The following is a 13,299-nucleotide window of genomic DNA, read 5'->3' as shown; positions in this document are numbered from 1 at the left end:
CCTCGGATGAGGCTGGTCTTCGCCGGCACCCCCGCGGTCGCCGTTCCCGCCCTCGACGAACTCGCGAAAGGTCCTCACGAGATCGTCGCCGTCATCACGCGAGACGATGCCGCGCTGGGGCGCAGGCGCGTCCTGACGCCGTCACCGGTCGCGAGCGCCGCGATGGACCGGCACCTGGCGACCATCAAGGCGAACCGGCTCGACGCATCCGTCACCGAGCGCATCGCCGACCTGCGACCGGATCTCGGGGTCATCGTCGCCTACGGCGGGCTGGTGCGCGAGCCACTGCTCTCCGTTCCGCGCTACGGCTGGATCAACCTGCACTTCTCGCTGCTTCCGCGCTGGCGGGGAGCGGCTCCGGTGCAACGCGCCCTGATCGCCGGCGACCGGGTGACCGGGGCGTCGGTGTTCCAGCTCGTCCCTGAACTCGACGCGGGCGATGTGTTCGCCGAGGCGACGCGTGCCATCGGGCCGGAGGAGACGGCCGGCCAGGTTCTGGATGCGCTGGCCGGCATCGGCGCGCACCTCCTGGCGAGGACGGTGGACGCGATCGGAGACGGCACTGCGCTCGCATCGCCGCAGACCGGTGAGCCGACCCTCGCGCCCAAGCTCACCATCGATGACGCACACATCGACCTCGCGGGAGACGGCGCACGCGCCATGGATCGCATCCGTGGCGTCACCCCGGAGCCCGGCGCGTTCGTGATGCTCGCGGGCCAGCGGTTCAAGATCCTCGAAGCACGGCCTGCCCTGCACGAGTCGGCCCTGCAGGCGGGCCGGGCCGCGCTCAGAGACAAGCGCGTCCTCGTCGGAACGGCCACCCACCCCCTCGAACTCGTCACCGTGCAGCCGGCAGGCAAGCGACCGATGCCCGCCCCCGACTGGTGGCGGGGACTCGCCGACGCCGAGGTGGTGTTCTCGTGAGCGAACGCGGCCCCCGCATCCAGCCCGCCCGACGGGTCGCCTATGACGTCATCGCGGCCGTCCGGGAGTCGGATGCGTACGCCAACCTGCTCCTTCCCACCCGTATCGCGCGAGCGTCCCTCACTCCGGCCGATGCCGGGCTCGCGACCGAGCTGACCTACGGAACCCTGCGGATGCAGGGCTACTACGACCGTGTCATCGCCCGAGCGGCCGGAAGAGCAGTCGATCGCATCGATCCGCCCATTCTGGACGTGCTGCGCCTGGGCACGCACCAGCTGCTCTCGATGCGGGTGGCAAGCCATGCGGCCGTCGACGAATCCGTGTCCCTCGCGAGAGCTGTGGGTTCGCGTTCGGCGACGGGCTTCACGAACGGGGTCCTTCGGGAGATCAGCCGCCACACTCCCGACGAGTGGCGCGAGCGGATCCTCTCCGACGCGTCGAGTGCCGACGACGAGCTCGCCGCTGTGTACTCGCATCCGGTCTGGGTGGTCCGGGCCTTACGGCGTGCCCTCGAGGCGGAAGATCGCGGTGCCGAGCTCGAGGACCTGCTCGCGGCCGACAACACCGCGCCGCGCGTCAACCTGATCGCCCTTCCCGGGATCGCCGAGACGCCGCCCGAGGCAGGAGCGGACCGCTTCTCACCCTTCGGCTTCACGCTCGGCGGCGGCGATCCCCAGGGGATCGTCGAGCGGAACGACGGCCGCATCCGGGTGCAGGACGAAGGCTCGCAGCTCGCTGCACTCGCACTGAGCCGTGCGCGTGCGGTCGTCGCGGGCGAGGAATGGCTCGACCTGTGCGCGGGCCCCGGCGGCAAGGCCGCTCTACTCGCCGCTGAAGCCCGGCTCGGAGGTGCGAGCGTGATCGCGAACGAACTCGTGCCCGCCCGTGCCGACCTCGTGCGACGCGCACTGGCCGGCCTGCCCGAGCCCGTCGAGGTCTGGGAACGGGACGGCACGACCATCGGCGAGACGGATCCTGGGCGGTTCGACCGCATCCTGCTCGACGCGCCGTGCACCGGCCTCGGCGCCCTCCGCCGGCGCCCGGAGGCACGCTGGCGCAAGACGCCACGGGACGTCGCCGAGCTGACCGGGCTGCAGGCCGCACTCCTCGACAGCGCGTTCGCCGCCCTCAAGCCCGGCGGCGTGCTCGCCTATGTGACCTGCTCGCCCCACATCGCGGAGACGAGGCTGTCGGTGGCGGATGCGGTGGCCCGCTGGGGCGACGCCGCCGAACCGCTCGACACGGCGTCCGTACTCCAGCAGGTGTCCCTCGAGCGGATGGATCTCGCCGGCGACCCGGCTCAGGTGCAGCTCTGGCCGCACCGTCACGGGACGGATGCCATGTTCATCGCCCTGCTGACGAAACGGCCGGCGTCCTGAACGACGCCTGCGCACCCTTTCACTAGGCTGAAAGGCATGCCCGCCCGGATCAACCCCAGCATCCTCGCCGCCGATTTCGTCAACATGGAGCGCGACCTGGGAAAGATCGCCAGCGCCGACCTGGTCCACGTGGACGTGATGGACAACCATTTCGTGCCCAACCTGACGTTCGGTCCGCAGATGGTGGGACGCATCCAGGACGTCTCGGCCATCCCGCTGGACGTGCACCTGATGATCACCGACCCGGAGCGCTGGGCGCCCGGGTACGCGGAGCTGGGCGCCTATTCGGTGACGTTCCATGCCGAGGCGGCCACGGACCCCGTCGGACTCGCTCGTCGCCTCCGCTCGATGGGCGCCAGAGCCGGCATCGCACTCAAGCCGGGCACACCGGCCGACGACTACCTGGACCTCCTCGAGGAGTTCGACCAGGTACTCGTCATGACGGTGGAACCCGGTTTCGGCGGCCAGAGCTTCATGCCCGAGACGATGCCCAAGTTGCGGCAGCTGCGCTCTGCGGCGACGGCTCGCGGTCTCGATCTCTGGCTCCAGGTCGACGGCGGCATCACCGAAGAGACCATCGTCACCGCCGCCCGGGCGGGGGCCGACACGTTCGTCGCTGGATCCAGCGTCTTCCGTGCCGACGACCCGGCCAGGCAGATCTCACTCCTGCGCGAGACGGCCGACCTCCACTTCTGACACGGGCGCCGCACTGTCCTCCACCGGCCGGCGAGCGGGAATCGCACTGAGGGCGAGAACCGCGATCAGCGCTGCGAGCGAGAAGGCGTAGAAGCCCCAGGGATAGGCGATTCCGAGCCCGACCAGGCCTCCGGCGACCAGCGGGCCGACGATCGCTCCCGCCCGGCCGATGCCGGCCGAGAACCCCAGGGCGGTGCCGCGCACCGACGCGGGATAGGCGCCGGTGACGTACGCGTAGATCAGCACCTGTGCCGAGAAGACGAACACACCGGTGATGAACACGGCGAGGTAGAGGATCACGATCTGGTCCATCCGGATGCTCAGGACGGCGAGGAACACGGCCGCCAGCAGGAACCAGGTGATCGCGACGCGGCGGATTCCGAAGCGGTCTCCGACCACTCCGGCGAGGATCAGCCCTGCGACGGCACCGAGGTTGAGGACCATGAGGAATGCCAGCGAGCTGCCCAGGTCGTAGCCCGCAGCGCGCATGAGTTCCGGGAGCCAGGTGTTCAGCCCGTAGACGAGGAGGAGACCCATGAACGATGCGCTCCAGATCGCGATGTTCAGCACGAGGAACCGGCGGTGGAGCAGCTCACGTGGGGCGCCGGACGGGGCACGGCGGGCAGGGTCCGGCCGGCCGGCCAGGTAGGCCGTGGATTCGGGGAGCGCGACCCAGAGCAGCGGCAGCACGACCAGTCCCGCGACCCCGCCGACGATGAACATCATCCGCCAGTCGGGGATGATGACGAGCGCGAGGAGCGCGGTCAGCACGGCGCCGACATGGTAGCCGGTCATGGTGAGCGTGACGGCCCGTCCGCTCCGCCCCGCCGGCGCGTGCTCGCCCACGTAGGCGATCGCCGTCGGGAGGCAGGCACCGAGACCGAGCCCAGCGACGAAGCGCAGGATTCCGAAGACCAGGATGCTCGGGGCCGTGGCGATCGCCAGCGTGCAGATGGAGAAGACGAGTACGCACGCGAGGAGTGGCCGCCGCCTCCCATAGGAGTCGGTCAGCGGCCCGACCAGGAAGGCGCCCAGACCCACGCCGATCAGTCCGACCGTGGCGACGATCGTGACGGCGGCCGGGTCGAACCCGAGCTCGCCGGTGCTGAGGAGGGTCGGGATGACCGTACCCAGGACGACCAGGTCGAACCCGTCGAGTGCAACCACCGCCCAGCAGAGGATCGTCGGCCAGGGGCCGGTGGAGTGGACGTCGTTCTTCATGGAGCCTCCTTGCTCGGCAGCATGCGCCACCCGGTTTTCGGATGTTCGATATACATGCATATATGCTTTATAACAACACTTGGTTTTATATCACGGACGGCCGAGGCCGCGCTTGTGCCGACCGGACGATCGCACGCCGCGGGAACCGATAGCCTGTACTGGTGAAAACCTTCGACGACCTCTTCGCCGAGCTCAGCGACAAGGCCACCACCAGGCCCGAGGGGTCCGGTACGGTGCGAGAGCTCGACGCCGGCGTGCACACGATCGGCAAGAAGATCGTCGAGGAGGCCGCCGAGGTCTGGATGGCCGCTGAGTACGAGACCGACGACCGCGCGGCCGAAGAGATCTCGCAGCTGCTCTATCACCTCCAGGTGCTCATGCTGGCGAAGGGGCTGACCACGGCAGACGTGTACCGACATCTGTGACCTGAGCTCACGTCGTCGAACACACCAACCTGAAGGCTTGCCAATGCTCAAGATCGCCGTACCCAACAAAGGCTCCCTCGCCGAGACCGCAGCCCAGATGCTGCACGAGGCCGGCTATGTCGGCCGTCGCGACCCGAAGGAGCTGATCGTCGCCGACCCCCGCAACGGGGTCGAGTTCTTCTACCTGCGTCCGCGTGACATCGCGACCTACGTCGGCTCCGGCGCGCTCGACGTCGGCATCACCGGCCGCGACCTGCTCCTCGACTCCGGATCGGCCGCGGCCGAGATCGCCGCGCTCGACTTCGCAGCCTCGACCTTCCGGTTCGCTGGTCCCACCGGGGTGTTCACCGAGCTGGAGGACCTCGCCGACAAGCGTGTCGCCACCAGCTACCCCGGACTCGTCGGCGACTTCCTCGCCGCCAGCGGCGTCACGGCCGACCTGATCCGCCTCGACGGCGCGGTCGAGTCCGCCGTGCGGCTCGGGGTGGCGGATGCGGTGGCGGACGTCGTCGAGACCGGCTCCACCCTCCGCAAGCAGGGCCTCGAGATTTTCGGACCTGTCATCCTCGAATCGGAGGCGGTCCTGATCTCGTCCCCGACGAACGCGACGGGTATCGACACCCTGCTGCGGCGCCTCCAGGGCGTGATGGTGGCCCGCCAGTATGTGCTCATCGACTACGACCTCCCGGCACGCCTGCTCGAGAAGGCCGTCGCCCTCACTCCGGGCATCGAGTCGCCGACCGTCTCTCCGCTGCGCGACCCCGAGTGGATCGCGGTGCGCGCGATGGTGAAGCGCGACGGCACGAACCACATCATGGACGACCTGTACGAACTCGGCGCGCGGGCGATCCTGGTCACTCCGATCCACGCCGCGCGGATCTGACATGTCGCTATCGGTGAGGGTGATCCCGTGCCTCGACGTCGCCGCCGGCCGTGTGGTCAAGGGCGTCAACTTCCAGAACCTGCGTGATGCGGGCGACCCGGTCGCCCTCGCCCGGCGGTACTACGAACAAGGCGCCGACGAACTCACCTTCCTCGACGTGACGGCGACGGTGGACGACCGTTCGACGACTTACGACGTCGTGCGCGCGACCGCCGAACAGGTGTTCATCCCGCTGACGGTCGGTGGGGGAGTGCGCAGCACGGAGGACGTCGCGCGCCTCCTCGGAAGCGGCGCCGACAAGGTGGGGGTCAACAGTGCCGCCATCGCGCGGCCCGACCTCGTCGCCGAGATCGCGGACCGGTTCGGGGCGCAGGTGCTGGTGCTGTCGCTGGACGTCAAGCGGTCGCCGGCCACGCCATCCGGATTCGTCGTGACGACTCACGGCGGCCGCACGGAGACCGCACTCGACGCGCTCGAGTGGGCAGGCAGGGCGATCGAACTGGGCGCGGGCGAACTCCTCGTCAACTCGATCGACGCGGACGGCACCAAAGCCGGCTTCGACCTGGAGCTCATCCAGCTCATGCGCGCCATCAGCTCGGTGCCCGTCATCGCCTCGGGCGGTGCCGGCGCAGTCACCGATTTCGCTCCAGCCATCGCTGCGGGCGCCGATGCCGTGCTCGCAGCGAGTGTGTTCCACTCCGGCGAACTGACGGTCGGAGATGTGAAGCGCGAACTCGCGCTGGCGGGAATGGAGGTGCGCTCGTGACGGGCACAGCAGTGGATCGCGCGATCATCGACAGGGTTTCGTTCAACCGCGACGGCCTGGTACCGGCGATCATCCAGCAGTGGGACACCGGCGAGGTGCTCATGATGGGATGGATGGACGAGGAGGCGTTCCGGCGAACCATGACCGAGGGACGCGTGACGTTCTGGTCGCGGTCGCGAGGGGAGTACTGGCGCAAGGGCGACACGTCCGGAAACGTCCAGTACGTCAAGGGCGCTGCCCTCGACTGCGATGGAGATACGCTGTTGGTGAAGGTGGAGCAGATCGGCGTCGCCTGCCACACCGGCACTCGCACATGCTTCGACGGCGACCAGCTCGCGCCGGTCGTCGGCAGCGCACCGACCGATTCCTGACACCTTTCGCAACAGGAGACCCCGCATGACCTCCGCAACCGGATCGCTTGCCGCGACAGGCTCGACGACGGCCGCCGACTTCGCGTCCCTGCTGTCCGACCACCGCGTCGTGCCGGTCGTGCGCGAACTCTTCGCTGACGGCGAGACCCCGGTCGGCATCTACCGCAAGCTCGCGGCGGGGAGGCCGGGCACGTTCCTTCTCGAGTCGGCGGAACAGGGTGGCATCTGGTCGCGCTTCTCCTTCGTCGGCGCGTCCTCGTTCGGCGTCCTCACGCAGGACGGCGACGATGTCAGCTGGCTCGACTACGGCGTCTCGCGCGAGCGTGCGCTCGGAACCAGCGAGACGGTCGCACCCCTCGTCGCGTTGGCCCACCTCTACGAGCGGTGGCAGACGCCGCGGATCGAAGGGCTCCCGCCCCTCACCGGCGGCCTGGTCGGTTTCATCGGGTGGGAGGCGATCCGCCAGCTCGAGCGCCTTCCCGACCAGCCCGCGGCCGACTTCAGCGTTCCGGGCCAGGCCCTCTGCTTCGCGGCGGATGTGGTCGCCATCGACCACCGGTACGGTACGGTCAAACTCATCGCCAACGTCCTGAACGACGGGGTCGACGCCGCCGACACGATGTGGGCGGAGGCACAGGAACGACTGGATTCGATGCAGGCGCGGCTGGCGCAGCCGGCCGAGGCGTGGCTCGCCGAAGTCGATCTCTCGACTCCCGCGAACCCGGTGTCGCGCACCGAGCGCGACGACTTCCTCGCTGCAGTCGTCACCGCCAAACGGCACATCCACGACGGCGACGTGTTCCAGGTCGTGATCTCGCAGCGCTTCGAACTCGACTGCGCCGCGCATCCGCTCGACGTCTACCGGGTGCTCCGCAGCCTGAACCCCAGCCCGTACATGTACCTGCTGAGCCTCGAACGACCGGATGGGGGAGAGTACTCGATCGTCGGGAGCTCGCCGGAAGCCCTCTTCAAGGTGCAGAACGGGCGTGCCTTCACGCATCCGATCGCCGGGTCGAAGCCGCGCGGCGCCACACCGGAAGAGGACCTCGAGTTCGAGACGACGCTTCTGAGCGACGACAAGGAGCGTGCAGAGCACCTCATGCTGGTCGACCTCGCACGCAACGACCTGCTCAAGGTGTGCGAAGCGGGGTCGGTCGAGGTCACCGAGTTCATGCGCATCGAGCGGTTCAGCCACATCATGCACATCGTGTCGTCGGTCGAAGGCGACATGCTGCCCGGCACGACGGCCATCGACGTCTTCAGGGCGACCTTCCCGGCCGGAACGCTTTCGGGTGCGCCCAAACCGCGTGCCCTCGAGATCATCGACGAGCTCGAGCCGGCACAGCGCGGGGTCTATGGAGGGGTGATCGGCTATTTCGGCTTCGCCGGCGACGCCGACCTGGCCATCGCGATCCGGACCGCGACGATCATGGACGGCATCGCCCGGGTGCAGGCGGGCGGCGGTCTCGTCGCCGACTCCGATCCGGTGAGCGAGTTCCAGGAATCGCAGAACAAAGCGGCGGCGCCCCTGCGCGCCGTGGCCGTCGCCAATGCGATGCGACGGGTGACGTGACCCCATGACGGACGGAACGATGGCAGACGACGCGAAGACCGGTGCGGGTCCGGCGGCGAGCCGTCGAGCGAAATACACGACGATGCTCGCGATCGTCATCGGCGCCGGTCTCGCGCTGCTGGCGTCGACGCAGCCGTGGATCACGGTCCAGCTCGCCGCCGCCGCGAACCATGCCGGCGATGTCGTCGTCCAGGGCTCTGCTGCCGCGCCGGCGCTCACCGCGCTGTCACTGGCGGGCCTCGCCCTGGCCGCGGCGCTCGCGATCGCCGGGCCGATCGTGCGCATCGTGCTCGCCGTCCTCGGCGTGCTGATCGCCGTGTCCATCACCCTGTCGGCGGGAATCGCGCTCGGCGACCCGGTGCAGGCCGCGGCCGCCGCGATCACGGGAGCGTCAGGCGTGTCCGGCGGAACCTCCGTGGCGCGACTCGCGAAGAGCGTCGACGTCTCGCTCTGGCCGTGGATCGCGATCCTCGGCGGCGTCGTCATCGCTGCAGCCAGCATCGCCGTGATCCTCACGTCGCGCCGCTGGCCCGGCCCTTCGCGCCGCTACCAGGCGGTCCGCTTCGAGGACACCGCGGACGCGGCCGGCTCGACGGGACCGGCGGACGACGGCGTGCCGGATGTTCTCCGCGCGCCCGACCCGGCCGCGCCGTCCGACCAGACCGGCCAGGGCGTGCCCATCGACAGGGACACGGCGATCGACAGCTGGGACGAACTCAGCCGCGGCGAAGACCCCACGCGCTGAGTTCGCTCTGAGCTGCCCGCCGTCCCTGCGCGCCGTGCCGCCGCCGCTTCGCTAGACTTGTCCGGAACCAACCAGAACCAACGTGCGCCCGCGATGGCGGCGCACCCGACACGCGGGAGTTTCATGAGCACGGAGTCAGTGGATCCAGGACACGGTCATTCGCCGGCGGCCTGGACGGCCGTCATCATCATGCTCATCGCGTTCACGATCGGCACTGTGGCGTTCGTGCTCGACCTTCCGCTCGTCGTCTGGGGAGCCGCGGGCCTCCTCGTGGTGGGGCTCATCGTGGGTTGGCTCATGGCCCGCGCCGGCTACGGCGTGAACGGCGACAAGTACACGCCGAAAGAACACTGAGGCGTGCTCTCCGACCTCGTCGCCGGAGCGCTTGCCGATGCTGAACGTCGACGGGCCGCTCGCCCGCTTGAACTCGTCGAGGCTGCGGCTTCCGACCGTTCTCCCGCGCTCGACGCCCTGACCGCGCTCCAGCCGGCCGAACGCGTCAAGATCATCGCCGAAGTGAAGCGGGCGAGCCCGTCCCGTGGCACGCTGGCGGAGATCTCCGACCCCGCATCGCTCGCCGTCTCGTACGAGACGGGCGGGGCGAGTGCGATCAGCGTGCTCACCGAGGAGCGGCGCTTCAACGGCTCTCTCGCCGACCTCGAGGCGGTGCGCGCGAGTGTCAGCCTGCCGGTCCTCCGCAAGGACTTCATCGCCGAGCCCTACCAGGTGTTCGAGGCGCGCGCCGCAGGCGCCGACATCGTGCTCCTCATCGTCGCGGCCCTCGACCAGTCGACCCTGCAGTCGCTCTTCGACCTGTCCACGTCGCTCGGCATGACGACGCTGGTCGAGACGCACTCCGCCGACGAGGTGAGCCGCGCCCTCGACATCGGCGCGAGCCTGGTCGGCGTCAACGCACGCAATCTCTCGACCTTCGAGCTGGATCGCGACCTGTTCGGCGCGCTTGCCGACCAGATCCCGTCCGGTGTCATCCGGGTCGCCGAGTCCGCCGTCAAGACGGCGGCCGACGTGGCCCACTATCGTGCGAGCGGCGCCGACGTCGTGCTCGTGGGCGAGGCACTCGTCACGAGCGACCCCGTCGCAACGCTCGAAGAATTCCTGGTGGTCTGATGTCCCTTCGTTCCGAGACCGGTCCGTACTTCGGCGACTTCGGCGGCCGATTCGTGCCCGAATCCCTCATCGCCGCGCTCGACGAGCTCTCCGTGGCCTGGGAGGAGGCGAAGGCCGATCCGGCGTTCGCCGCCGAACTCGACGCTCTCAACCGCACATACACCGGCCGGCCGTCGATCATCACCGAGGTGCCCCGCTTCGGCGCCCACGCCGGCGGCGCGCGGATCATCCTCAAACGCGAAGACCTGAATCACACGGGCTCCCACAAGATCAACAATGTGCTCGGCCAGGCCATCCTGACCAAGCGCATCGGCAAGACACGCGTGATCGCGGAGACCGGGGCCGGCCAGCACGGTGTCGCGACCGCCACGGCCGCTGCGCTCTTCGGCATGGAATGCGTGATCTACATGGGCGAGGTGGACACCGAGCGCCAGGCGCTCAACGTGGCCAGGATGCGGCTGCTGGGCGCCGAGGTCGTGTCGGTCAAGACCGGTTCCCGCACCCTGAAAGACGCGATCAACGAGGCGATGCGCGACTGGGTGACGAACGTCGAGAACACCAACTACATCTTCGGCACGGTCGCCGGCCCCCATCCGTTCCCCGCCATGGTGCGCGACCTCCAGAAGATCATCGGAGAAGAGGCACGGGAGCAGGTGTTGCAGCTCGCCGGCCGGCTCCCGGATGCGGTGGCCGCGTGCGTCGGCGGCGGCTCCAACGCCATCGGCATCTTCCACGCCTTCCTCGACGACGCCGACGTCGCCCTTTACGGTTTCGAAGCCGGGGGAGAGGGAGCTGAGACTCCGCGGCACGCTGCGACGATCACGAAGGGTCGCCCTGGCGTGCTCCACGGCGCCCGCAGCATGCTGCTTCAGGATGAAGACGGCCAGACAACCGAATCCCACTCGATCTCGGCCGGCCTCGACTACCCGGGCGTCGGGCCGGAGCACGCCTGGCTTGCGAGCATCGGGCGTGCCCAGTACCGCCCCGTTACCGATGCCGCGGCGATGGATGCGCTCCGGCTGCTCAGCCGGACCGAGGGCATCATCCCGGCCATCGAATCGTCGCATGCCCTGGCCGGCGCGCTGGAACTCGGCCGCGAGCTCGGGCCGGAGGCGATCATCCTCGTGAACCTGAGCGGGCGCGGTGACAAAGACATGGAGACCGCCGGAAAGTGGTTCGGCCTGATCGACGAGGATGCGGTGCAGTCGTGAGCCCGGTCACCACCAGCAGGGTCGAGACCACGATCGCCCGACGCAACGCCGAATCGAAGGGCGCGCTCGTCGGTTATCTCCCCGCCGGCTTCCCGAGCCTCGCCGCCAGCATCGATGCAGCGGTCGCGCTGGCCGAGAACGGCGTCGACATCATCGAACTCGGCCTTCCCTACTCCGATCCGGTCATGGACGGCCCGGTCATCCAGCAGGCGACGCAGACGGCGCTCCAGGGCGGATTCCGCCTGCGGGACGGCTTCACCGCCGTCCGTGAGATCACCGCGCGCGTCGATGTGCCCGTGCTGCTGATGACCTACTGGAACCCCGTGCTCCAGTACGGGGTGGATCGCTTCGCCGACGACCTGGTCGCTGCCGGTGGAGCCGGTCTCATCACCCCCGACCTCATTCCTGATGAGGGGGCGGCCTGGATCGACGCATCCGACCGGAGTGGTCTGGACCGCGTGTTCCTCGCCGCACCCTCATCGACGGATGCGCGCCTGAGGCAGGCCGTCGCCTCCAGCCGCGGCTTCGTGTACGCCGTCTCCACGATGGGGATCACGGGTGCTCGCGACGACGTCGACACGGCGGCGCGCACCCTCGTGAAGCGGCTTCGCGAGGCTGGCGCGACGAGCACCTGCGTCGGGCTCGGGATCTCGAGCGCCGCACAGGTGTCCGAGGTGCTCGACTACGCCGACGGCGCCATCGTCGGATCGGCCCTCGTGAGGGCGCTTGCCGAGGGCGGCGTGGAGCACGTCGCCGCGGTCGCCGCAGCGCTGGCCGACGGAACACGCAAAGCAAAATAGACTAAGTTGACCGTGGCGCGAGTGCGCCGGAGCGCCGTCCTTCTGCGACGGCGAGGTGAAAAACACGAAAGGTGAGTCATCGGGTGTTTGCCGTGTTGAACAGCTTGCATGCGAGCATTCCGAGCCCGCCCCCGGAGTGGGCCTCGTTCACGCTCGGTCCGTTCACGATCCGCACCTACGCGCTCTGCATCCTCGCCGGCATCGTCCTGGCCACCATCTGGACGTCGCGTCGCCTCACGAAGCGCGGCGCCGAACCGGGCGTCGTGCTCGACGTCATCCTCTGGGCCGTTCCGCTGGGCATCATCTTCGCCCGCGCGTACCACGTGTTCACGCATCCGGCCGATTACTTCTACCCGGGCGCCGACCTCTGGAAGACGCTGTTCATCTGGGAGGGCGGGAACGCCATCTTCGGTGCGCTGATCGGTGGCGCCGTCGGCGCCTACATCGGCTGCCGCATCTCCGGCCTGCGGTTCTGGTCGTTCGCGGATGCGCTCGCTCCCGCCATGCTCCTCGCCCAGGCCGCCGGCCGCCTGGGCAACTACTTCAACCACGAGCTGTTCGGTCTTCCGACGAACCTCCCGTGGGGCCTCGAGATCGAGTCGAGCAACCCGGCGTTCCCCGCCGGCCTCCCCGACGGCACGCTCTTCCAGCCGCTGTTCCTCTACGAGATCATCTGGAACGTCATCGGCATCTTCCTCCTGCTCTGGATCGAGCGGCGATTCCGGCTGCGGTGGGGCAAGCTGTTCGCCGTCTACCTCATCTGGTACGGTCTCGGCCGCTCCTACCTGGAGTCGATCCGCATCGACCCGAGCGAGTACTCGTTCCTGGGCATCCCGTTCAACGTGTGGGCCGCCTTCGCCGCGGTGGTCCTGGGTGTCGTCATCTTCATCGTGCAGACCCGCCGCCACCCCGGGCTCGAGCCGAGCGTGTACCGTCCGGGTCGCGAATGGCACAAGCCGGATGCTGAGGTAGACTCTGACGACACCGATTCGGACGACGAGGATCAAGGCGACGAAGCCGTTGACACCGAGCAACCGGGCGCAGCCAAGGCCACAAGCACAATTGGCACCGCGTCGTAATCCGGTGTTCAAGGCCCAGGCGACCCCGAAAGCATCACACTGACCGCACGACGCCCAACGGGCGGCGGTTCCCATGTTCCCGGGCCGACGGCGTCCCA

The 13,299-nt window shown here is 68.9% G+C and carries 15 protein-coding genes; 14 read left to right on the top strand and 1 reads right to left on the bottom strand.

Annotated elements, in window-relative coordinates; genetic code table 11:
- Positions 1-6 precede the first annotated feature (6 nt).
- From fmt to rpe, 3 genes are read left to right on the top strand one after another with little or no spacing between them, the layout of a single operon-like run.
- Positions 7-924, top strand: a complete 918-nt coding sequence (gene fmt / locus G3T36_RS10395) for a methionyl-tRNA formyltransferase (RefSeq protein WP_163289716.1) — start codon at positions 7-9, stop codon at positions 922-924.
- Positions 921-2,303 carry an RsmB/NOP family class I SAM-dependent RNA methyltransferase gene (locus tag G3T36_RS10390; protein WP_338031543.1) on the top strand — a complete coding sequence of 461 codons (1,383 nt, stop codon included), beginning with the start codon at positions 921-923 and terminating at the stop codon, positions 2,301-2,303. Before fmt ends, G3T36_RS10390 begins: the two co-directional genes overlap by 4 nt.
- A 36-nt stretch (positions 2,304-2,339) precedes the next feature.
- Entirely contained in the window at positions 2,340-2,999 is a 660-nt protein-coding gene (gene rpe / locus G3T36_RS10385; RefSeq protein WP_163289715.1) for a ribulose-phosphate 3-epimerase, read from the top strand.
- Here rpe and G3T36_RS10380 read toward each other — a convergent pair.
- Positions 2,964-4,220, bottom strand: coding sequence for an MFS transporter (locus G3T36_RS10380; RefSeq protein WP_205245048.1), 1,257 nt, complete (start codon positions 4,218-4,220; stop codon positions 2,964-2,966). The two genes, rpe and G3T36_RS10380, sit on opposite strands and share 36 nt — an antisense overlap.
- A gap of 161 nt (positions 4,221-4,381) precedes the next feature.
- Here G3T36_RS10380 and G3T36_RS10375 point away from each other — a divergent pair, with 161 nt between their 5' ends.
- From G3T36_RS10375 to lgt, 11 genes are all read left to right on the top strand, one after another.
- On the top strand, positions 4,382-4,645 hold the full coding sequence (locus tag G3T36_RS10375; RefSeq protein ID WP_163289713.1) for a phosphoribosyl-ATP diphosphatase: 264 nt from the start codon (positions 4,382-4,384) through the stop codon (positions 4,643-4,645).
- A gap of 43 nt (positions 4,646-4,688) precedes the next feature.
- Complete coding sequence (gene hisG / locus G3T36_RS10370; protein WP_163289712.1) at positions 4,689-5,528, top strand: ATP phosphoribosyltransferase; 840 nt, start codon at positions 4,689-4,691, stop codon at positions 5,526-5,528.
- A gap of 1 nt (position 5,529) precedes the next feature.
- Positions 5,530-6,294, top strand: coding sequence for an imidazole glycerol phosphate synthase subunit HisF (gene hisF / locus G3T36_RS10365; RefSeq protein WP_163289711.1), 765 nt, complete (start codon positions 5,530-5,532; stop codon positions 6,292-6,294).
- Positions 6,291-6,665 carry a phosphoribosyl-AMP cyclohydrolase gene (hisI, locus tag G3T36_RS10360; RefSeq protein ID WP_163289710.1) on the top strand — a complete coding sequence of 125 codons (375 nt, stop codon included), beginning with the start codon at positions 6,291-6,293 and terminating at the stop codon, positions 6,663-6,665. The genes hisF and hisI overlap by 4 nt, the downstream gene beginning before the upstream one ends.
- Before the next feature lie 25 nt (positions 6,666-6,690).
- On the top strand, positions 6,691-8,238 hold the full coding sequence (locus tag G3T36_RS10355; RefSeq protein WP_163289709.1) for an anthranilate synthase component I: 1,548 nt from the start codon (positions 6,691-6,693) through the stop codon (positions 8,236-8,238).
- Between the two features lie 4 nt (positions 8,239-8,242).
- Positions 8,243-8,983 carry a Trp biosynthesis-associated membrane protein gene (locus G3T36_RS10350; protein WP_240148433.1) on the top strand — a complete coding sequence of 247 codons (741 nt, stop codon included), beginning with the start codon at positions 8,243-8,245 and terminating at the stop codon, positions 8,981-8,983.
- Between the two features lie 123 nt (positions 8,984-9,106).
- Positions 9,107-9,337 (top strand): DUF6704 family protein, encoded by a 231-nt coding sequence (locus G3T36_RS10345; RefSeq protein WP_163289708.1) that lies wholly within the window; start codon positions 9,107-9,109, stop codon positions 9,335-9,337.
- A gap of 3 nt (positions 9,338-9,340) precedes the next feature.
- On the top strand, positions 9,341-10,111 hold the full coding sequence (gene trpC / locus G3T36_RS10340; RefSeq protein ID WP_163289707.1) for an indole-3-glycerol phosphate synthase TrpC: 771 nt from the start codon (positions 9,341-9,343) through the stop codon (positions 10,109-10,111).
- On the top strand, positions 10,111-11,322 hold the full coding sequence (gene trpB / locus G3T36_RS10335; RefSeq protein ID WP_163289706.1) for a tryptophan synthase subunit beta: 1,212 nt from the start codon (positions 10,111-10,113) through the stop codon (positions 11,320-11,322). Before trpC ends, trpB begins: the two co-directional genes overlap by 1 nt.
- Positions 11,319-12,122, top strand: a complete 804-nt coding sequence (gene trpA, locus G3T36_RS10330; RefSeq protein ID WP_163289705.1) for a tryptophan synthase subunit alpha — start codon at positions 11,319-11,321, stop codon at positions 12,120-12,122. The genes trpB and trpA overlap by 4 nt, the downstream gene beginning before the upstream one ends.
- 95 nt (positions 12,123-12,217) lie before the next feature.
- Positions 12,218-13,201 carry a prolipoprotein diacylglyceryl transferase gene (gene lgt, locus G3T36_RS10325; RefSeq protein ID WP_163290289.1) on the top strand — a complete coding sequence of 328 codons (984 nt, stop codon included), beginning with the start codon at positions 12,218-12,220 and terminating at the stop codon, positions 13,199-13,201.
- The last annotated feature ends 98 nt before the right edge of the window (positions 13,202-13,299 follow it).

It is taken from the genome of Leifsonia tongyongensis (assembly GCF_010686705.1).
Classification (GTDB): Bacteria; Actinomycetota; Actinomycetes; order Actinomycetales; family Microbacteriaceae; genus Diaminobutyricibacter; species Diaminobutyricibacter tongyongensis.
The sequence above is the reverse complement of the archived record's forward strand: the minus strand, read 5'-3'. Positions and strand labels throughout refer to the sequence as shown.

What these genes read in the sequence shown, in the direction of transcription:
- trpB (WP_163289706.1), top strand. Translation starts at nt 10,111, where the DNA reads ATGTCCCTTCGTTCCGAGACCGGTCCGTACTTCGGCGACTTCGGCGGC.
- G3T36_RS10345 (WP_163289708.1), top strand. Translation starts at nt 9,107, where the DNA reads ATGAGCACGGAGTCAGTGGATCCAGGACACGGTCATTCGCCGGCGGCC.
- hisG (WP_163289712.1), top strand. Translation starts at nt 4,689, where the DNA reads ATGCTCAAGATCGCCGTACCCAACAAAGGCTCCCTCGCCGAGACCGCA.
- hisF (WP_163289711.1), top strand. Translation starts at nt 5,530, where the DNA reads ATGTCGCTATCGGTGAGGGTGATCCCGTGCCTCGACGTCGCCGCCGGC.
- fmt (WP_163289716.1), top strand. Translation starts at nt 7, where the DNA reads ATGAGGCTGGTCTTCGCCGGCACCCCCGCGGTCGCCGTTCCCGCCCTC.
- rpe (WP_163289715.1), top strand. Translation starts at nt 2,340, where the DNA reads ATGCCCGCCCGGATCAACCCCAGCATCCTCGCCGCCGATTTCGTCAAC.
- G3T36_RS10380 (WP_205245048.1), bottom strand. Translation starts at nt 4,220, where the DNA reads ATGAAGAACGACGTCCACTCCACCGGCCCCTGGCCGACGATCCTCTGC.
- G3T36_RS10350 (WP_240148433.1), top strand. Translation starts at nt 8,243, where the DNA reads ATGACGGACGGAACGATGGCAGACGACGCGAAGACCGGTGCGGGTCCG.
- G3T36_RS10355 (WP_163289709.1), top strand. Translation starts at nt 6,691, where the DNA reads ATGACCTCCGCAACCGGATCGCTTGCCGCGACAGGCTCGACGACGGCC.